General features: G+C 62.9%; 16 protein-coding genes and 1 other RNA gene. 9 read left to right on the forward strand and 8 right to left on the reverse strand.

What is annotated here, in order from left to right:
* Window positions 1-60 precede the first annotated feature (60 nt).
* Both clpA and clpS read right to left on the reverse strand, forming a co-directional pair.
* Window positions 61-2,343: an ATP-dependent Clp protease ATP-binding subunit ClpA gene (gene clpA / locus NX05_RS10830; RefSeq protein ID WP_039437981.1), complete on the reverse strand. Its 2,283-nt coding sequence runs from the start codon at window positions 2,341-2,343 to the stop codon at window positions 61-63.
* Between the two features lie 142 nt (window positions 2,344-2,485).
* Entirely contained in the window at window positions 2,486-2,806 is a 321-nt protein-coding gene (gene clpS, locus NX05_RS10835; RefSeq protein ID WP_005914463.1) for an ATP-dependent Clp protease adapter ClpS, read from the reverse strand.
* A 250-nt stretch (window positions 2,807-3,056) separates the two neighbouring features.
* Here clpS and NX05_RS10840 point away from each other — a divergent pair, with 250 nt between their 5' ends.
* Genes NX05_RS10840 through hflD form a run of 3 tightly spaced genes read left to right on the forward strand, consistent with a single transcriptional unit; the run spans window position 3,057 to window position 5,263 of the window.
* A complete protein-coding gene (locus NX05_RS10840; RefSeq protein WP_039437985.1) occupies window positions 3,057-3,515 on the forward strand; it encodes an NUDIX hydrolase in 459 nt (152 codons plus the stop codon).
* Complete coding sequence (mnmA, locus tag NX05_RS10845; protein ID WP_039437988.1) at window positions 3,512-4,636, forward strand: tRNA 2-thiouridine(34) synthase MnmA; 1,125 nt, start codon at window positions 3,512-3,514, stop codon at window positions 4,634-4,636. Before NX05_RS10840 ends, mnmA begins: the two co-directional genes overlap by 4 nt.
* A 12-nt stretch (window positions 4,637-4,648) precedes the next feature.
* Window positions 4,649-5,263, forward strand: coding sequence for a high frequency lysogenization protein HflD (gene hflD / locus NX05_RS10850; protein ID WP_039437990.1), 615 nt, complete (start codon window positions 4,649-4,651; stop codon window positions 5,261-5,263).
* A 4-nt stretch (window positions 5,264-5,267) separates the two neighbouring features.
* Here hflD and NX05_RS22380 read toward each other — a convergent pair.
* Window positions 5,268-5,341, reverse strand: a non-coding RNA gene (locus tag NX05_RS22380) — sX9 sRNA.
* 123 nt (window positions 5,342-5,464) lie between these two features.
* Here NX05_RS22380 and NX05_RS10855 point away from each other — a divergent pair.
* Window positions 5,465-6,742 carry a methyl-accepting chemotaxis protein gene (locus NX05_RS10855; protein ID WP_026112501.1) on the forward strand — a complete coding sequence of 426 codons (1,278 nt, stop codon included), beginning with the start codon at window positions 5,465-5,467 and terminating at the stop codon, window positions 6,740-6,742.
* A gap of 86 nt (window positions 6,743-6,828) precedes the next feature.
* The gene (locus NX05_RS10860; RefSeq protein ID WP_010373586.1) at window positions 6,829-7,113 is read left to right on the forward strand and encodes a hypothetical protein; all 285 of its coding nucleotides are present in this window, start codon (window positions 6,829-6,831) and stop codon (window positions 7,111-7,113) included.
* Between the two features lie 785 nt (window positions 7,114-7,898).
* On the opposite strand, the gene NX05_RS10865 is transcribed toward NX05_RS10860, so the two are convergent.
* Window positions 7,899-10,685 (reverse strand): sensor domain-containing protein, encoded by a 2,787-nt coding sequence (locus tag NX05_RS10865; protein ID WP_173568304.1) that lies wholly within the window; start codon window positions 10,683-10,685, stop codon window positions 7,899-7,901.
* Between the two features lie 120 nt (window positions 10,686-10,805).
* Between NX05_RS10865 and NX05_RS10870 the strand changes: the two genes are divergently transcribed.
* Both NX05_RS10870 and NX05_RS10875 read left to right on the forward strand, forming a co-directional pair.
* Complete coding sequence (locus NX05_RS10870) at window positions 10,806-12,938, forward strand: sensor histidine kinase (protein WP_039437999.1); 2,133 nt, start codon at window positions 10,806-10,808, stop codon at window positions 12,936-12,938.
* Window positions 12,939-12,941: 3 nt separating this feature from the next.
* A complete protein-coding gene (locus NX05_RS10875) occupies window positions 12,942-14,663 on the forward strand; it encodes an EAL domain-containing protein (protein WP_010380835.1) in 1,722 nt (573 codons plus the stop codon).
* Between the two features lie 129 nt (window positions 14,664-14,792).
* On the opposite strand, the gene NX05_RS10880 is transcribed toward NX05_RS10875, so the two are convergent.
* The 4 genes from NX05_RS10880 to flgA all read right to left on the reverse strand — a co-directional run bounded on the left by NX05_RS10880 (window position 14,793) and on the right by flgA (window position 17,557).
* Window positions 14,793-16,019, reverse strand: a complete 1,227-nt coding sequence (locus NX05_RS10880; protein WP_039438003.1) for an ATP-binding protein — start codon at window positions 16,017-16,019, stop codon at window positions 14,793-14,795.
* Window positions 16,020-16,186: 167 nt separating this feature from the next.
* On the reverse strand, window positions 16,187-16,519 hold the full coding sequence (locus NX05_RS10885; RefSeq protein ID WP_010373599.1) for a hypothetical protein: 333 nt from the start codon (window positions 16,517-16,519) through the stop codon (window positions 16,187-16,189).
* A gap of 15 nt (window positions 16,520-16,534) precedes the next feature.
* Window positions 16,535-16,846 (reverse strand): flagellar biosynthesis anti-sigma factor FlgM, encoded by a 312-nt coding sequence (gene flgM, locus NX05_RS10890; RefSeq protein WP_010373600.1) that lies wholly within the window; start codon window positions 16,844-16,846, stop codon window positions 16,535-16,537.
* A gap of 66 nt (window positions 16,847-16,912) precedes the next feature.
* Window positions 16,913-17,557 carry a flagellar basal body P-ring formation chaperone FlgA gene (gene flgA, locus NX05_RS10895; protein WP_010373601.1) on the reverse strand — a complete coding sequence of 215 codons (645 nt, stop codon included), beginning with the start codon at window positions 17,555-17,557 and terminating at the stop codon, window positions 16,913-16,915.
* A gap of 480 nt (window positions 17,558-18,037) precedes the next feature.
* On the opposite strand from flgA, the gene NX05_RS10900 reads away from it, so the two are divergent.
* On the forward strand, window positions 18,038-18,982 hold the full coding sequence (locus NX05_RS10900) for a chemotaxis protein CheV (protein ID WP_039438005.1): 945 nt from the start codon (window positions 18,038-18,040) through the stop codon (window positions 18,980-18,982).
* Between the two features lie 314 nt (window positions 18,983-19,296).
* The gene (gene flgB / locus NX05_RS10905) at window positions 19,297-19,698 is read left to right on the forward strand and encodes a flagellar basal body rod protein FlgB (RefSeq protein ID WP_010373604.1); all 402 of its coding nucleotides are present in this window, start codon (window positions 19,297-19,299) and stop codon (window positions 19,696-19,698) included.

The raw sequence follows: 19,698 nt of genomic DNA on the forward strand, positions 1-19,698 counted from the left end.
ACGTAAAAAAGCCGCTCTTTCGAGCGGCTTTTGCTTATCTGCCAAATCAGCGGGTGGCGATCAATCCACCGTGGCAGGCAGCAGACGCTCCGGCTCCGGATGCGCTTCGACTATCAGTTCGCCATCCTTGACATCGATATTGACCCGGCCGCCGTCCACCAACTTGCCGAACAGCAATTCGTCGGCCAGCGGACGCTTGATCTTCTCCTGGATCACCCGCGACATCGGGCGTGCACCCATCAGCGGATCGAAGCCGTGCTGGGCCAGCCAGTCGCGCGCGGTCGGCGTGGCAGACAACGACACGTGCTTTTCCTGCAACAGCATTTCCAGCTCGATGATGAACTTGTCCACCACCCGCAGGATGTGGTCGAACCCCAGCGGCTGGAATTGCACGATCGCATCCAGACGGTTGCGGAACTCGGGCGTGAAGCCGCGACGAATCGATTCCATCGCATCGGTGGAATGATCCTGCTTGGTAAAGCCGATCGACCGACGCGACGCCTGCGTGGCACCGGCATTGGTCGTCATCACCAGGATCACGTTCTTGAAGTTGGCCTCGCGCCCGTTGGTGTCGGTGAGGATGCCGCGGTCCATGACCTGCAACAGGATGTTGAAGATGTCCGGATGCGCCTTTTCCACCTCGTCCAGCAGCAGCACGCAGTGCGGGGTCTTGACGATTTTCTCGGTCAACAAGCCACCCTGATCGAAACCGACATAGCCAGGAGGCGCACCGATCAAACGGCTAATTGAGTGCGCTTCCATGTACTCGGACATATCAAAGCGCACCAACTCGATTCCCAGCTGCAGCGCAAGCTGCTTGGTGACCTCGGTCTTGCCAACACCGGTGGGACCAGCAAACAGGAAGTTGCCGATCGGCTTCTCCGGATTGGCCAGGCCAGAACGGGCCAACTTGATCGAACCGGCCAACGTTTCGATTGCCGGGTTCTGCCCGAAGATCACCATCTTCAGATTGCGCTCCAGATGCTGCAGCACATCCTTGTCGGTCGCGCTAACCTGCTTGGCGGGAATCCGCGCCATCTTGGCGACGATCGTCTCTATCTCTTCGATATCGATCAATTCCTTGCGCTTGCCTTCCGGCAGCAGTCGCTGACGCGCACCGGCCTCGTCGATCACGTCGATCGCCTTGTCCGGCAGCAAGCGGTCACCGATATGCTTCACCGACAGGTCCACGGCCGCCTGCAACGCATCATCGGCGTAGGTGACGCCGTGATGCGCCTCGTACTTGGGCTTGAGGCCTTGCAGGATCTCGAAGGTTTCGCCCACGGTCGGCTCGACGATGTCGATCTTCTGGAAGCGACGTGCCAGCGCACGGTCCTTCTCAAAAATGCCGCGATACTCCTGGAACGTGGTCGAGCCGATGCAGCGCAGCTCGCCCGACGACAGGGCCGGCTTGATCAGGTTGGAGGCGTCCATGGTGCCGCCCGACGCCGAGCCGGCACCGATGATGGTGTGGATCTCGTCGATAAACAGCACCGCATTGGGCACCTTCTTCAGCGCGGCCAGCACGCCCTTGAGGCGCTTTTCGAAATCGCCGCGGTACTTGGTACCAGCCACCAGTGCACCTAGATCCAATGAGTAGATCACTGCATCGGCGAGCACTTCCGGCACATCGTTGTCGACGATGCGCTTGGCCAGCCCTTCCGCAATCGCGGTCTTGCCCACGCCCGCCTCACCCACGTACAGCGGGTTGTTCTTGCGCCGGCGGCACAGGACCTGGATGGTGCGCTCGATCTCATCGGCGCGGCCGACTAGCGGGTCGATCTTGCCGTTGCGCGCCTGCTCGTTGAGGTTGGTGGCGAACTCGGCCAGCGCGTCGCCCTTGGCTTCGCCGTCCCCGCCTTCGCTCTTGGACTCGCCATCCGGCGCGGACGGCTGCTCGCCGTCCTCACCCAGCTTGGCGATGCCGTGCGAGAGATAATTGACGATATCCAGACGGGTGATGTCCTGCTGATTCAGGAAATACACCGCATGGGAGTCCTTTTCACCGAAGATCGCGACCAGCACGTTGGCGCCGGTCACCTCCTTCTTGCCTGAGGACTGTACGTGATAAACGGCGCGCTGCAGCACGCGCTGGAAGCCCAGCGTGGGTTGCGTATCGCGCCCATCGTCTTCGGCCAGCCGCGAGACCGACGCTTCGATCGCCTGTTCCAGATCGTTGTGCAGACGCACCTGATCAGCGCCGCAGGCCTTGAGCACGGCTTGTGCGGAAGGGTTGTCCAGCAGCGAGAGCAGCAGGTGCTCGACGGTCATGAACTCATGACGCGCCTCGCGTGCTCGCTTGTAGCACTGGCCAATTGTTTGCTCTAGGTCTTTGCTGAACATTGGTGACTCCGAACGGCTGTTGCCAACAATATGCGGCTTTTGTTGGGATTTTCCACAACCCTATCGGATAGGCATGTTCAGACAGCGTTAGTACGTGATCGCAGCCACACTGTTGCGCTGCTGAAATGACCCGGCCGAGGCCTCAGGCCTGTTCCATCGTGCACAGCAGCGGGTGCTGGTTCATGCGCGAAAACTCGTTAACCTGCGCCACTTTCGACTCTGCAACCTCACGGCTGTAGACCCCGCAGACGCCACGCCCGCGGGTGTGGACGTGCAACATGATCTGAGTGGCCTGCTCCAGGTTCAGGTTAAAAAACTGTTCCAGGACCGTCACCACAAAGTCCATCGGGGTGTAGTCATCGTTCAGCAATAGCACCTGATAGCGCGGCGGTGGCGCAACTTCAGGCTTGCTGGCTTCGACCATCAGGCCGTGGTCGTGTTCGTGTGAGGTATTCCGAGGCATCCAGTCATTATACGGTTCAAGCTCGCGTGCATTGGACGATTTACGCTGCGCCCCGCACAATTTGTCTCCAACTTTCTGGCTGGCCCTTGATGATCGATTCTATGACCGCGCTGTTGCTGGCGCCGTCGTCTACCGCAGATGCCCCCATGCCCGCAGCGAGCGACGGTGCAGGCGCACATGGATGGCACCGCGATGCCGGTCCCGCTGCCGATGCGGTAGGCATGCCTTCGGTCGCGCAAGAGCAGGTGCGATGAGCGCCCAAGAGCAGCGCTGGCATCCTGATGTGACAGTGGCCGCGGTTGTGGTGCGCGACGGGCGCTTTTTGCAGGTGGAAGAATCCATTGGCGGCCGCCTGCTGCTGAACCAGCCCGCCGGGCATCTGGAGCCCAACGAAAGCCTGCTGGACGCCGCCGTGCGCGAAACCCTGGAGGAGACCGCCTGGGATGTGCGCCTGACCCAGTTCATTGGTACCTATCAATGGGTCGCGCCCAGCGGGCAGTGCTTTCTGCGCTTTGCCTTCGTTGCCGATGCCGTGACCCACCACCCCGACCGCAGCCTGGACACCGGCGTGGTGCGCGCGCTGTGGATGACCCCGGAAGAGCTGCGCGCCTCGACCGAGCACCTGCGCAGCCCCCTGGTGTGGGACGTGGTGGCCGATTACCTGGCCGGGCAGCGTTACCCGCTGTCGCTGTTGCGGCACGTCGCATGAGCACGCCGCGCATTGTGGTGGGCGTGTCCGGCGGCGTGGATTCGTCAGTGGCCGCATGGAAACTGGCGCATCAAGGCGAGCAGATCGCCGGGCTGTTCATGCAGAACTGGGCCGACGACGGCAGCGGCGATTGCCGCGCAGAAGACGACCGCCGCGACGCGGTCGCCGTCTGCGGCGTGCTGGGCATCCCGTTTCATTTCCGCGACTTCTCCGGCGAATACTGGAGCGGCGTGTTCGAGCATTTCCTGGCCGAATACGCGGCCGGGCGCACGCCAAACCCGGATGTGTTGTGCAACCGCGAAGTGAAGTTCAAGCATTTTCTCGACGCAGCGCAGGCGTTGGGTGCCGAACGCATCGCCACCGGTCATTACGCGCAGGTGGCGCATCGCGGCGGGCGGTGGCGGCTGCTGCGCGGCGCCGACCGCGGTAAGGATCAGAGCTATTTTCTGCATCAGCTGGGGCAGACCCAGTTGGCTGCGACACTGTTCCCGATCGGCGATCTGGAAAAAAGCACGCTGCGCCGGACTGCCCAGGACGCCGGCTTGCCGACCCATGCCAAGAAGGATTCCACCGGCATCTGCTTCATCGGCGAACGTGATTTCCGCGAGTTTCTGGGCCGCTACCTGCCCGCGCGCACCGGCGAGATCCGCGACCCGCAGGGGCAGCGCATTGCCGAGCACCCCGGGGTGTTCTACTTCACCCTGGGTCAGCGCGAGGGGCTGAACATTGGCGGCGTGCGCGGACGTGCTGCAGCGCCGTGGTACGTGGTCGGCAAGGACGTGGCGAGCAATGTGCTGTACGTGGATCAGGACCGCGACAGCCCGCTGCTGCAATCGCGCTGGTTGCAGTCAGAACAGGCCCACTGGGTGACCGGTGCGCCGCCAGCGCGCCGCTTCAGTTGCACCGCGCAGACCCGCTACCGCCAGCCCGACGAGCCCTGCACGGTGGACGTGCAGGACGATGGCAGCGTGAAGGTGCATTTCGAACGGCCGCAACGGGCGGTGACACCGGGGCAGTCGCTGGTGCTGTACGACGGCGAGGAATGCCTGGGCGGTGCGGTCATTGCCGCCACCGACGCGCCGCTGGAACGCCAGTTGGCGGGATCTTCTTTTTTCCTCTGAGGTAGTGGCTTGATGAGTGTTTCCATGGATCACCGCGTGCTGGCGCTTGCCGGCGTCGCCCAGGCCCTGCAGCAGGTGCGGCGGATCGCCGAAACCGGGCATTCGGAAGCGGCGACGGTGCGCACCGCCATGGACAGCGTGTTCCGGGTGGACGCCGACTCGCCGGAGGCCGTCTACGGCTCGGCAGCGGCGCTGGCGCCCGGCCTGCGCCTGTTGCACAACTATTTCCGCAACCAGGGCCAGGACGAGGTGCTGCCGCGCCTGGCACTGGCGGTATTGCAGTTGGAGCGCCGGTTCGTGCGCGACACCACCACCGTGGCCACCGTCGCCAGTGGAATCGACGCGGCGGCGCGCCAGGCCCAGCAACTGGGCGATAGCAACCACCCGGATGTGCTGAGCTCGCTCGGCGGGCTGTACGCGCAGACCATCAGCCACTTGCGACCCAAGGTCATGGTGCAAGGCAACCCGCACTACCTGGGCCAGGCCGGTGTGGTCGCCGAGATCCGCGCGCTGTTGCTGGCAGCGGTGCGCTCGGCGGTACTGTGGCGGCAGATGGGCGGCAGCCTGTGGGATTTCCTGTTTGCCAAACGCGCCATGATCGAAGCGGTGGACCGCGCGCTGCGCTAAGAGCGGCTAAAACCGTAGCGAGCAGTCGTCAGGTGGGTGCGGACGGCGCGCAGGAGCCGGTGTGTACCCGTCGTACATGCCGATTCCGAGCACCGGCCGCGCCCGCCGGCGGCTGCGGAGTAGATTGTTAGCTGCTCTAAAACAGCGCGAAAAACAGCTTGTGGCGCAACGCTAGCGGCCGCCGGCGCGCGCCAACCGCGGTTGAATGGACAAGACGATCTGGCGATCGTCGCTAAAGACAATGGGGGGAGTGCCGATACAGCAACCGTGACTCTGCCGAGAACGCCCATGTATTCACGTCCACTCATCCGTCTAGCCGCTCCTTTGGCTCTGACCTTGCTGTTTCCCTTCGCTGTCGGATTCGACTGGCCCGCTTCGGTGCGCTGGGCAATCCTGGCGACCATGACCCTCAGTTGGTTGGGTTTCGCTGCCTGGGTGACTTATTCCCAGTTCCGGTCTAATCCGGACCAGGCACGCATCCTGCGCGAGCAGGACCAACTGCTCAACGAACTACGTACGTTCGTCAGCAACGAAGTGGACGGTTCGCGCTCAGAAGTTGAGCGTGCCCGTGAACTGATCCGCCAGGCCGTGTCCGGTCTTGGTGGCAGCTTCGAAGCGATGAACCGCAAATCGCGCCAGCAAAGCCAGGCACTGGCCCGCATCGTCGACCGTGCCGGTGACGATGGCAGTGCCGGCGTCGACGTCGCCCGCTTCGCCCAGCATGCCAGCTCCCGCATGGAGCAATTGGTGGAAGCGCTGGAACAGGTGAGCGGCCAAAGCACCAATACCGTCCATCACATCGATGAGATGGCACAGCATCTAGATGGCATCTTCGCACTGTTGGAAGACGTCAAGTCGATTGCCGACCAGACCAACCTGCTAGCCTTAAACGCCGCCATCGAAGCAGCACGTGCCGGTGAAGCCGGTCGCGGCTTCGCCGTGGTTGCCGACGAGGTGCGCAATTTGTCCGAGCGTTCCACCACCTTCAACGAACAGATCCGCAAGCTGGCACACAGCTCCAAGGAATCGATCGCCAAGGTACGCGAAACGGTCTCGCAGCTGGCCTCGCGTCATATGGACCGCTCCCGCGAGGCGCGCCATGAATCGGCCGCGATGCTGGAGAACGTCGCTCAGATAAACGCCTCGTTGGGCGATGGCATGCGCGAAATCTCCGAGTGCGCACGGTCGATCGATGGCAGCGTGGCCGAAGCGGTGCGTGCCCTGCAGTTCGAGGACATCGCCACGCAAACGCTGAGCGGTATCCACACCCACCTGGATCGCCTTACCGCAATCAACCGCGAAGCGGTGGCGCTGCAGGAACTGCTGCATCGCAATGGTGGCGTGTACGACAGCGACCTGGTCGCCGCATTGGCCAAGGTGTCCAACCGTCTGCGCGACATGCGTGTGGAGTGGGAACGCCCGCCGCACAAGCCGGTGGCACAGCAAGGCATGGGTGCCGGCACGGTCGAGTTGTTCTAAGAACGATGCCGTCACGCAGCTGCTGATCCCGACATTCCCCGGCCTTCCGGGGATTTGTCGTTCCGTAACCATCTGGTGTTCCGCTCATGACGCTTCTAGCTCCGACCATCGATGCCTCCACTGCCGCACTGCAGGCCGCTGCACTGGCAGCCGCGCATGCCGAGCGCATCGCGCAAAGCGATGCGGCCAAGCCCGCGCTGCGGCGCGTCCGCATGCCGGCCGCGTTGGAACGGCTGGAAAGCAGCGCCCGTGCAGAGCTGCAGGCACTGATCAACCCGCGCCGCGCCTGCAGCGAAGAGGAACTTTTGTTCGCAACCGTGGCCTGGGATATGGGTCTGGATGGCGCTGCGGTCGACGGATCGGGGCGATAGGCCGCCACTGCCGTCAACAGCGGGGCGTGCCTCGGCAGGCGCCCCGTTGCTTTGTCTCACTGCCCGACCATCAGCGCTTTTGCATCAAGCCGGGCCAGCAGGTCTGGCTCTGCGCTCGTGATGCCGATCAATTGCAGCATCAGGGTGATTGCTCCCCTGCCCGCCTTCTCGACGACGGTTACGACAGAGCGTGAGGCTTCAATTGATGCGGAATGCTATGGTGCACGGCAATCGCGCGTCTGCTGCTTGGCTGCAACGCTATTGCCTGCGCGTCGTCGCATGACACGCTACAAGCACCTTCTTGTCGCCCAAGCGCTTCGGCTTAGTCACATGAGTGGAAAATGGGCGCGCCAGGTGGAGAGCTGCTGATTTGCGGTTCGGCTGCGGGGCCCTTGCCCGCTCACCATCGCGGGACACGCTGCAAGTACGTCCCTGTAAGCTCCTTGGCGGCATGGATGCCGCCTTCGAACCCCCATCGACGGGTTTACGGCATGTCCCGCGAGCGGTAAGGACGCCGCGCACTCAAAGCCGCGAGGGTTGCTGCATGATCCGCGCAACTTGGCGGGAATACTCAGCGTCGTCGATGCTATCGCGGAGCTTCCAGGGCGGCTTCACGGCTTGCCCGTTGATCGTGAGGAAAACGCGCATTCGACCGAGCAAGCGTTTAACTGCATTCAAACGCCGCTACGACTCGTCATCGGATGTCTCGAATCGTCGCACACGCGAATAGATCACTCACAGTGCTGACGACTGGGGCTTGAACTCACGCACCGCCAGGCAGTATGTCAGTTGGCGATGACCAAGCGCGCACCCAGCCGCATACCGGCGTCGGCTTCGCGTAGCCACTGCGCCATGTCGCGTGGCGACAGCGGGCGTGAGTAGAAGTAACCCTGAATTTCGTCGCAGCCCTGCTGGCGCAGCAGTGCATCTTCCTGCACGGTTTCCACACCTTCGGCGACTACCTGCATGCCCAGGGCATGGCCCAGATGCACGATGGCCTGAGTGACTTCGGCAGTGTTGGCGTCGTCGAGCATGCCTTGCACGAAGCTGCGGTCGATCTTCAGCCGCTGCACCGGGAAGCGGTTGAGGTAATGCAGGTTCGAGAAGCCGGTACCGAAGTCGTCCACCGCCAGCAATACGCCGTTCTGTTCGAACAGTTCGAAACAGCGGCGCAGCGAATCGGAGTCGCGAATCAAGGCAGATTCAGTCAGTTCCAGCTCAAGACGCGAAGGCGGCCAGCCATTGTCGCGACAGATTTCCAGCACACGCTCGGCAAAACCGCGCTCGCGCAACTGCACCGCAGACACATTCACTGCAACGCGGCTGAAATGCAGGCCGGCGCGATCCCAGACCACGGCCTGGCGGCAGGCTTCGCCGATCACCCATTCGCCCAGTCGCACGATTTCGCCGCATTCTTCGGCAATGGGAATAAATTCGACCGGGCTGCACGGACCGTGTCCAGGGCGGTTCCAGCGCATCAGCGCTTCGATCGCCGGCGATGCATCGCCTACGGTGTTGACCAGCGGCTGATAGACCAGCGTGAATTCTTCGCGCTCGAGCGCGCCCTGCAGCGCATGCTCCAACTCAAGGCGGCGCTGCGCACGCAGCAACACGTCCTGGCTGTAGTAATGGAAGGTGTTGCGGCCAGATTCCTTGGCGGCATACATTGCCGCATCGGCGGCGCGCAGCAAGCTGTCGAAATCCGACAGCCCTTCACCCTGCAGCGCGATGCCGATGCTGGCGCCGAGCTTGACGGTGACGTGTTCCTTGCGCAGCGGCTCGCCAAGCGCGGCGATGAGCTTACGCGCAACATGGCCGGCATCTTCCGGCTCGGACATATCGCGTAGCAGGACAATGAATTCGTCGTCGCTGAAGCGGCCGAACAGGTCGCTATTGCGCAAATGTTGATGCAGGCGTGACGAGGCAAGCTTGAGCAGGTTGTCGCCGGTGGCATGACCGAACGAATCGTTGATGCTCTTGAAGCCATCCAGATCGATCAACAGCATCGCCAGCACCTGACCACGCTCGTTCGCTTCGCGAATGGCGTTCTCTGCCTGCTCGCGCAGCAAGAAACGGTTTGGCAAACCGGTCAGGCGGTCGTAATGGGCAAGCAGTTCGATGCGTTCGTTGGCTTCGCGTTCGCGGGTGATATCGCGGAATAAGGCCACAAATCGCAGCGGCAAGCCCTCGCGGCGATCCAGCTCGATCAGCACCTGCACCCAGACACGCTGGCCAGAGTTGCGATAAAAACACAGCTCCAGTTGCTCAGGCAGACCGCCATCGGAAATACGCAGCAGCGCCGCTTCGAATGCGTCGCGCGAATCCTGGGTGTACAGCGACAACGCCTGTTCCAGGGTGATATTTTCCTTGCGCAGGCCGTGGATGCGGTAGCACTCCTCGGTCCATTGCATACGCCGGGTGTCGACCTCGATCTCGCAGCCGCCGATCTTGCCCAACGCGGACACGCGGTTGAGCAACTCGGTGCGCCAGCGGATCAGCGCGTCGGTCTGGCGTTGTTCCGTGACGTTCTGCAGTTGGCCGAGTAGGCGTACCATGCTGCCGTCGCCGTCGAACACCGGCTGCGCCCATACCCCCAGATGATGCGGATTGGCGCCGAGCAGACCGTTGATTTCCAGTTCGAAATGCACCGGCATGCCTTCGTGCTTGATCTTGCGCCAGGCGCTGCGCAGTTGCGCAACCGAGGGCCGACCAAGCAAACGCAGGACGTCGCGAATGCCATGTAGACGCACGTTGGTCATGCCGAGTTGTTGCAGGAAGTCCTGCGACACCCACAGTGCGTCTTGGTGCGAATCCCAACTCCAGCTACCCATGCTGGCAATGCGTTGTGCTTCTTCGAGCTGGGCCTGCTGCTCGCGCAGCTGCTGCTCGAGCAGTTTGTGATGGTGCACGTCGGTATGCGTGCCGACCATGCGCAGTGGGCGTCCGTCGGCGGTGCGTGATACCACGCGGCCGCGATCCAGGATCCAGCGCCACTGGCCATCGTGCTGACGCAGCCGGAATTCGGCCACGTAGGTGTCGGTGCGGCCTTCCAAATGGGCCTGTACCGCCGCGCTGACATGCGCGTGGTCTTCCGGATGAATCAGCCCGGACAAGGCAGTGAGATTGTTCGGCAGCGGCGGCTCGGAATAACCGAGCATGCGCGTCCAGCGCTCGGACCGATACACCACATCGGCCGGAATGTCCCAGTCCCACAAGCCGTGATCGGCGCTGTCCAGGCCCATTTCCCAGCGGCTGGTGCCATCGGCACCCTTCGGCTCGGGAATGCTCAAGGTGAAGGCCATGATCTGGCCCTGCTCGTCGCAGACCGCACGCAACCAGCCTTCCAGCCGACCGCCGACAGGCCCCGGCAATACGCAAGGCGCCATGCCACCGCTGTCGGCCAGCTGGGCACGGCTGCTTTCCAAAACGTCGGCATAGGCGCCAAGGGTTGCCGGCAATCCAAGCGATTGCGCAACGCGGTTGGCCGCCAGAGGCTGGCCATGCGCATCCAACAACACCACCGCTGAGGTCAGCGGGTGCTGCAGCATGCTTGCAATGACGCCTGAGTCCACTCTGGAACACTCCGAAGAATCGACTCTGGCCTTCGGAGTCGCAATGGATAACGGCCGTGCCGCGGATTAGTTGAGCCACCTGTTTCGAGCTGGACCGAACCGGCCCGAGTTACGGCTAAGATGGCTGCATCGTCAGCATCCAAGGTCGTCCGCGGATCCATGCAACAGCCCCTCGCCGCGCCCGCGTTTTCGTCTGTTACCGTCTCCTGTCTCCGCCTCGGCCAACGCCTGCAGCAAGGCCTGTGGACCCTGACCGGCCTGTATCTGCTGATTGGCGCGGTCTGGCTGCTACTGGGCAACCGGCTGCTCAACCTGGCCGGCGCCGCCATGCAGGAGCGCTGGTCGGACGCGAGCTTTCTGGTGGTGTCCAGCATCGTCATCCACCTGGTGCTGCGCCGCTTCACGGGAGTGCTCGTGAACGAGTACGCACAGCTGGCGCAGTCCGAGGCTTTGCTGCAGGCCAAGTTCCTAGCCCTGCCCAGCCCGGCCTTCGTTTACGACCTTGCCACGATGCGCATCCTTGATGCCAATCCGGCGGCGCTGGAATTTTTCGGCTGGGAGCGTGACGAGTTCCTGCAGCAGACACTGCAGGCGATCTGGCCCAATGCCGATGGCGAGCGGCTGGAGGAGATCATTGCGCAAATTCGCGGCAAGGGAGATGCCACCTGCGTGTTGAACGAAGATCTGATGACACGTAGCGGGCCGCGGCATGTCGAGGTACGTAGCAACCAGCTGCATCTGTCCAGCGGCCTTGCCCGCCTGGTGGTTACCGTGGACCGTAACGAAGAGCGCCAAGCGCAGCATCTGCGCGACGAAGCGCTCGAGCGCCTGGAAGAAGCGCAGAGCATCGCGCGGTTGGGTTCCTGGCAGCTGGACCGCACAACCGGCCTGGGACGCTATTCGCCTGCCGTCTATCGCCTGCTGGGGCGCAGCGTGCCAATGCACCGTCGCGAACACCGGCTGGAAGAATTGCTGACCGCCTCCGACAGTGCCACCCAGGCGCGCATCGAACGCATGATCGAAGACATGTGTACCGGTGGCGAGGTGCAAATCGATGTGCTGTTGCCGCTGACCGGCGGCGATTCGCAACCGCGCACTGTGCATTTGCGCGCCGAAAGCGTGACCAGCCCCAGCGGCGTGCGCCATGTGCACGGTACCTTGCAGGATGTGAGCGAACGCGAGCAATCGCGCCGGCTGCTGCGCGAGCGCGAGGAGCAGTTTCGCGAACTGGTGCGCGTGCTGCCCGACGGTGTGCTGATCCTCGCCGACGAGCATGTGATGTACGCCAATGCGGCCGGCTCTGCGCAGTTCGGCTTTCAGGGCGAAACCATCCTGGGCGAGCCGCTGCAGACACTGGTTGGCGATAACGACCTACCAGTGGTGCGTGAGTACCTGCGCGCAGGCAGCGATCGCAACGAGCCGGTCTCCAGCGCACGTGCGATGCGCCGGCGTGATGGCAGCACCTTCTACGCCGGCCTGTCGGCCGGCGATATCCGCTATGGCGGCCGCAGCTGCAAGCTGTTGGTCGTGCGCGACCTGAGCGAGCCCGAGCGCATGCGCGATGCCCTGGCTGAGAGCAATACCGAGTTGCAAGCCATGGCCAAGCGGCTGTTCTCGTTGCAGGAAGACGAGCGCCGCGCCATCTCGCGTGATCTGCATGACGACATTGGGCAGGCGATCACCGCGATGAAGCTCTCCGCGCATGCGGCGCTGGATGAGCTTGACGCGGATGCGCGCCGCGAGGATTTGCTGGAAGTGGTGTCGCTGGCCGACAGCACGGTGACCAAGCTGCGCAATCTGTCGATGCTGTTGCGTCCGCCCCAACTCGATGCCTTGGGCCTGGAAGCAGCCTTGCGCTGGCAGGCGTCGATGCTGTTCCGCGCCTCACAGGTGCGGCTGGAGCTGGACATTCAGGCGCTCGAGGAACGGCCGGGTAACGAGATCGAGCAAGCCTGCTTCCGGATCGCGCAGGAAAGCCTCACCAATGCATTGCGGCACGCCTGTGCGGGCGAAGTGCGCCTGCGCCTGCATTCGATCGACAGCGACAGTTTTCGTCTTGAGGTCAGCGATGATGGCGATGGCTTCGAGCCTGAGGGCCCGCGCGGGCTGGGACTGATTGTGATGCGTGAGCGTGCGCAAACCGTGGGCGGCACGCTCGCGATAGAATCAGCACCCGGAGCAGGCACGCGCGTGACGTTGCGCCTGCCCTATCACCCGGTCGGCGAGTCCGTCCACGACGATGGTGGACGTTGAGTCATGTGGAGCCCCGTAATCCCGCCCGGACTGGAAATCGTCAAGCCCACACGGCTTGGCGCCGGCAACGCCGAATTGCTGCATCTGGTGGATGCGGCGGCATCCGGGGGCCCGCCGCTGATGATCTTCCACGTCGACATCGATCACTTCGCCTCGATCAACGAGAACATGAGTGGCGAGGTCGGCGATCAGGCGCTGACACTGGCAGCGCGCCGCCTGCAGGAATTCCTCGGAAACCGCGGCAAGTTATGGCGCCACGGCAGCGATGAAATGATTGTGGTGGCAGTGCGTCGTGAAGACACGCCGCTGCCGGAAGATTTCGCCGAAGAAATCCGTCAGCAACTGGAGCTGCCACTGTCGGTGCTGCCGTATACGTTGTTCATGACCGGCAAGGTCGGCATCAGTCTGTGCCCGGAACACTCCACTTCGCTGTCCACATTGCTGGATTACGCCGAAGAAGCCAGCTACCAAGCCGCGCGCGAAGGTGGCAACACGGTACGCCTGTACACGCGCAACTCGGCCACCAACGCGCATAGCGAAAGCATCATTGCGCGGCAGATTGTCGATGCAATTCCGCACGGCGAATTGCGTTTGCGTTACCAGCCGCTGGTGAGCGCGCGCGACGGCCGCATCGTCGGCATGGAAGCGCTGCTGCGCTGGCAGTCACCCACCCTGGGCATGCTGGTGCCGGAGCGTTTCATGCGCACCGCCGAGCGCCTGGGCGTGATCGTGCAGATCGGCGAATGGGTGCTGCAGAACGCGGTGCGTCAGGCGCGGCTGTGGCGCGACCAGGGCTTCGATGACTTCAGCATTGCGGTGAATGTCTCCACGCTGCAGCTGCTGCGCCCGGGCTTCTTCAACGAAGTGATGGCGATGCTGCAGACCGCGGGCGTGCCGGCGCAGTTCGTCACGTTGGAGATCAACGAAAGTGCGTTGACCAACAACGTCAACTTCGTCCACGAGACGATGGCCAACCTGCGCAACGAAGGCATCAGCCTGAGCCTGGATAACTTCGGCACCGGCGATTCCAGCCTGAGCGCGCTGGTGCGCTACCCGGTGGACCGGCTGAAGATCGACCGCAGCTTCATCAAGAGCGCGCCGGCCGGCAGCCGCGAGGCGGCGATTGCGCGCGCCATCATCGCCATGGGCCACCAGCTCGGCATGACGGTCATTGCCAATGGCGTTGAATCGCAGGCGCAGCTGGGCTTCTTGCGTCGTAACGATTGCGACATCTTCCAGGGTTATCTGTTCGGCGAGCCGATGTCGGCCGAGTCGGCCGGCATGGCGTTACGACGCCGCTACCTGCGCCCGGAATCGTTCGCCGAAAGCCGCCCCGACCGCACCTTGCTGCTGCTGGACGACGAAGAGAACGTGCTGCGCTCGCTGGTGCGTCTGTTCCGCCGCGACGGCTACCGGATTCTGGCGGCTGGCAACGTACGCGACGCCTTCGACCTGCTCGCCACCAATGACGTGCAGGTGATCCTTTCGGATCAGCGCATGAGCGACATGAGCGGCACCGAGTTCCTGGGCCGGGTGAAAATGCTCTACCCCGACACCGTGCGCTTGGTGCTGTCCGGCTACACGGACCTGGCCACGGTCACTGAAGCGATCAACCGCGGCGCGATCTACCGCTTCCTGACCAAACCCTGGAACGACGACGAACTGCGCGAGCACATTCGCCAGGCATTCCGCACGCATGATGAGTTGCGTAACGGCCGGGAATAGGGAATTGGGAATGGGAATCGGTAGAGCAGACCTCTGCGGCTTGCTTTGACAGGCATGCAGCAAAACCAAGCGACTGCCAAGCCGCTTGTACCCATTCCCGATTCCCTCCCCATTCCCTGCGCGTCAGCGCTACCGCGGCTGCCGGATCGGCAGCACGATCCTGAAACTGGCGCCCTGCCCCGGGGTGCTTTCAACGTCGATGCGGCCGTGGTGCTTGTTGATGATGCCGTAGGAAATCGACAGGCCCAGGCCGGTGCCGCTGCCCACCGGTTTGGTGGTGAAAAACGGGTCGAAGATGCGCTGCAGCAGATCCGGGGCGATGCCGGCGCCGCTGTCCTGGAATTGGATCCAGACGTTTTCTGCTTCGTCGCGACCGGTGGTCACCACGATCGTGCCGCGCTCGACAATCGCCTGACCGGCGTTGAGCAGCATGTTCATGTACACCTGGTTGAGCTCGGACGGCAGGCATTCCACCAGCGGCAGCTCGGCGTAATTGCGCTCCAGCGTGACCTTGTACTTGAGCTCGTTCCAGATGATGTTGATGGTGGATTCGAGACCCGCATGCAGATCGACCATCTTCCACGACTCGGACCGGTCCGAGTATGAAAAGTCCTTGAGGTCGCGCACGATGCGGGTCACCCGCTCGATGCCTTCGCGTGATTCGGCCATCAATTGCGGCAAATCGCGGCTGATGAAGTCGATGTCGGCACGGTTGCGGATCTCGTCGATTTCCGGAATCAGCGCCTTCGGGTCCGGCGCCTGCAGCGCGCGCTCATACGCTTCGATCAGGGTGAACAGGCTGCGCAGATATTCCTGCAGGCTGCCCAGATTGGAGTGCACGTACCCAATCGGATTGTTGATTTCGTGCGCCACACCCGCGGCCAACTGGCCGATGGACGCCATCTTTTCAGATTGCAGCAATTTATCCTGCGCGCCGTTCAAGCGCAGATAGGCTTGGCGTAATTCGGCATGGCGCTGTTGCAGCTCGCGCTCGTAATCCTGCTGGCCTTCGATGTTGTGGAACAACGCCAGAAAATGCCCGACGCCGCACTCTTCGTTGTAATACAGGTGCGCGATGACCACGCGGTCGGCCACCGGCAGGCTGCCGGTCCAGCTGCCCTTGCTGCGCGCCTGATTGAGGGCGTCCGATGGCAACACCTGCGAAATCCGCTCGCCCAGATTGCGATCGTCGGCGGGATCTTCCTTGCACAGGCTTTGGCGTGCGATGGCATTGGCCAGAATCAGCTTTCCGTCTGCGCGGAACAGCAGCACGCCCTCCAGCATCTGGTCGCCGAAGGCGCGCAGGATGTCTGAGGACGGCAATAAGGCTTGATTGAGAAAAAACTTGGCGGTCACGAGAGCAGGCGGCGTAGAGGACGCCTCAATATACGCCGAACCGTTGACGCGCCCTATCGCCGTTTCGCATTTATCCGGCGCTGTGTCGCAGACCCAACAGCACCTACCGGCGCACGTAAGCGTGTTGGGTTATCTGCAACCCGATCTGCTGCAAAACAAACTGCGACTCAGGCGACTGCCAGCGAACGTCCGCCGCGCAACACGCTCGATTGCCCCTTGGCGTCGTAGGACGGCGCACTTTCGGTGCGGCCCAGATGACGCAGCGCCCAGTTCACTTCGCGGCGTCGGCGAGCCAGCAGCGCGCCGTTGGCGCGATTGGCTTCTGCCAGCTCACGCAGGCGCTCTTCTTCGCCTGCAGGCATCGCCGCTTCTAGCGCATGCAGCGCCGACAGCTTGTCCTGCGTGTGTCGCATCAACCCATCGATGTCGTTCTCGAGTAATGCCTGGCGTTCGCCGGCCAGCGCATCGCTGAGACGTTGCAGGAACTCGTTCACGTTCATCCTTTCAGTCGGGGATTAACCCGCCAGTTGCTGATTCAGATCCATCATGCGGCTAGCGATGGCATCCGGGTTGATGGAATAGGTGCCGTTGTGCAATGCATCCTTCACCGCCTGGACGCGACCGGTGTCGATCGCCGAGGACTGCGAAAGCTCGCGCTGCAGGTTCTGCAGGTTGGTGGCTTCGCCGGTCAACTTGACGCTGTCGGTCGGCGGGGTTGCGGCTACTGGGGACGCGCGATCTTCACCGGCCGAAGCGATCTTGCTGCTGGTGGCCGCGGTGCGAAGGGTGGCAGCGGTCGGTAGATTGCCTTCAATTTTCTGGGTCATGTCAGGAACTCCTCTACAGGTCGTAGGGGATAACGGCACCCAGAAAAAAAACTTTATAGAAATTTTTTACCGGGAGACCACAACAGTTCCGCTCGCTTCAACAATGCCCTGCACCACCCGGCGCGAGGACGAATTCTCTACCGAGACGCGCTCGTTCTCGCCAGCATCGGACAACGCGCGACCGCTCATGCGCACTTCCAAGCCGCCATTGCGCGAGACCAGCGGCACGGTGTCGCCGCGCCGGACCAGCCGCTGCGTCACCAGATCGTTGGCCGACAGCAGCGAGCCTGCCGGCAGGATGCGGCGGGCGGTCTTGCCCACTGCAGCCACCGGGTCGGCCAGCACCGCACCGACAATGCGCGCGGCGTCACGCTTCTCGATACTAATATCGGCAAGCGAGATGGTTTCTCCAGCGCTGATGCCACGGCGCAATACCAGCACGTCTTGGTTGCGACGCACCTTCAACGGGACGAACAAGCGCCAACCGGCCGGCTGCGGACACGCCACTTCCACCGTATTGGTGCCGGTGGGCTGGGCCTGCAATGCGATCGGACAGGCCGGCATGCGCAGGCCCGGATCGAGTGTGGCCTCGGCTTCGGCGTCCGGGCCAACGGTGGCCAGCGCCGCAGCACGGATGGAATCGACAGACTGATAGCTCTGGGCCCAGGCCGGAGCGGCAGCCAACAAGATGACAAGCAGGAGCAGGCGCATGGGACCAGATCCGGAGGAAGACGGGAACTGTTATGCAAGGGGTGTGCCGTTTCTTGGCCGGGGAATCGCGAATCGCGAATCGGGAATCGGGAATCGGGAATCGGGAATCGGGAATCGCGAATCGCGAATCGGGAATCGGGAATCGGGAATCGGGAGCCGGGAATCGGGAGTCGGGAGTCGGGAGTCGGGAATCGGGAATCGGGAATCGGGAATCGGGAATCGGGAATCGGGAATCGGGAGTCGGGAGTCGGGAGTCGGGAGTCGCAAGAGCGAGAGCGAGAGCGAGAGCGAGAGCGAACGGCGTCTGACACATGTCAGGGCCAGACAGATGGCGCATGGCGCCAGCGCTGCTCCTCGCTAAATCAGGTATCTCTCAGCCCTCAATCGATTCCCCATTCCCTATTCCCCATTCCCGGGGTGGCACTCGGCAGGCTGCAATGTCCCCTCAAGTTATCCGGCCACCCTGTCGATACCTGCAGCATGACCCACGATCTGCTCAACCGCATCGACCAGCGCACGCGACTGGCTGGCCACAATCGACTGGCCCTGCTGCTGTTCCGGCTGGGCGGACGCCAGCTTTTTGGCGTGAACGTCTTCAAAGTGCAGGAAGTGCTGCGCCGGCCGGAACTGTTTCAGGTGCCCGGCCTGCCGACGGAGTTCGCAGGCGTTGCCGACGTGCGCGGGCGCTCGGTGCCGGTGCTGGATCTGGGCGTGGCCATCGGCCACCCGGAACGCGATTCGCACTCCGAAAACGGCCCCGGCTATTTAGTGGTCGCCGAATTCAACCGCTCGGTCCAGGGCTTCCTGGTCAGCGGAGTGGAACGCATCGTCAATATTGCGGTGGAAGACATCCATCCGCCGCCGGAACTCGGTGCCGAAGCCACTTATTTGACGGCAGTAACGCGGTTCCAGGGCGAACTCATCCAGGTCATCGACGTGGAGAGCGTGCTGGCCGACATCGCCAAGGTCAGCAAGGAAGTGCAGCTGGATCCCTCGCTGCAGCTGGTGGCCTACGATCGCCAGTTCCAGGTGTTGGTGGTGGACGATTCGCGCGTGGCACGTCAGCAGATCCGCAGCGTGCTTGACCAGTTGGGCGTTTCGGCGACCCTGCTGTCCGACGGCCGTCAGGCGCTGGACCACCTGCTGCAGGTGGCGGCATCGGGCGAAAACCCGGCCGACCGCTACGCCATGGTGATCTCCGATATCGAGATGCCGGCAATGGACGGTTACACGCTGACGACGGAAATCCGGCGCACACCGGGCCTGCAAGGCCTGTACGTGCTACTGCACACCTCCTTGTCGGGCGTGTTCAACAACGCCATGGTCGAACAGGTGGGCGCCAACGCCTTCGTGGCCAAGTACAGTGCCCACGAACTGGCCGATTACGTGCTGGCGCGCTTGAAAGCGGTCGCCGAAGCGGCCTGATCTCACCCGGTTGCGTTGCCCACGGGCACGGCCGGGTATCTGCAGTCCCGTTCTTCCAGAAAGAACAGGCCTTTTAAAGGCATCCGCGCGGTTGGGCACACGCCGCGCTGAGTGACAGCCATGCCAGGCAGTCTGGCTTGGTCTGTAAGTTGCACAGTCAATCGCAGGTAGCCGAGCGGCAACACATCGCGTGATGTCTGGCACCTAGACCGCCCGTCTGACGCTCGACGTGCATCGCCAGCTCCGCCTCCCGCACCACCTTGATTTGGCACAAACATTGCTTTCTCCCTTGCAACACTTCGCGGGAGAGCACCGTGTCCAGTCCCTTCTCTTCGTTCCTCGGCGTCCATGGCGACGCGTTGGCGCTGCGCGAGCAGCGCATGAAGCTCATTGCCAGCAATCTGAGCAATGTGGACACGCCTGGCTACAAGGCCAAGGACCTGAACTTCGAGGCGGCGCTGAAATCGGCGCAGGGCGAGCAGGATGGCGGCCTGATGCAAACCACTGACGCCAAGCACTACGAAGTGGGCGGCGGCAGCGGGCTCAACCCGTTCCAGATCACTCGCGAATCCGATCAGCCCAGCCTTGACGGCAATACCGTCGATCCCGATGCCGAACGCGCCGCCTACGGCCGCGCCGCGCTGGAATACCGCGCGTCGCTGAGCTTCCTCGAATCCAAGGTGCGCTCGATGCTCACCGCGATCACGGGCCAATAA

This window comes from Xanthomonas vasicola, from assembly GCF_000772705.2.
Lineage (GTDB): Bacteria > Pseudomonadota > Gammaproteobacteria > Xanthomonadales > Xanthomonadaceae > Xanthomonas > Xanthomonas vasicola.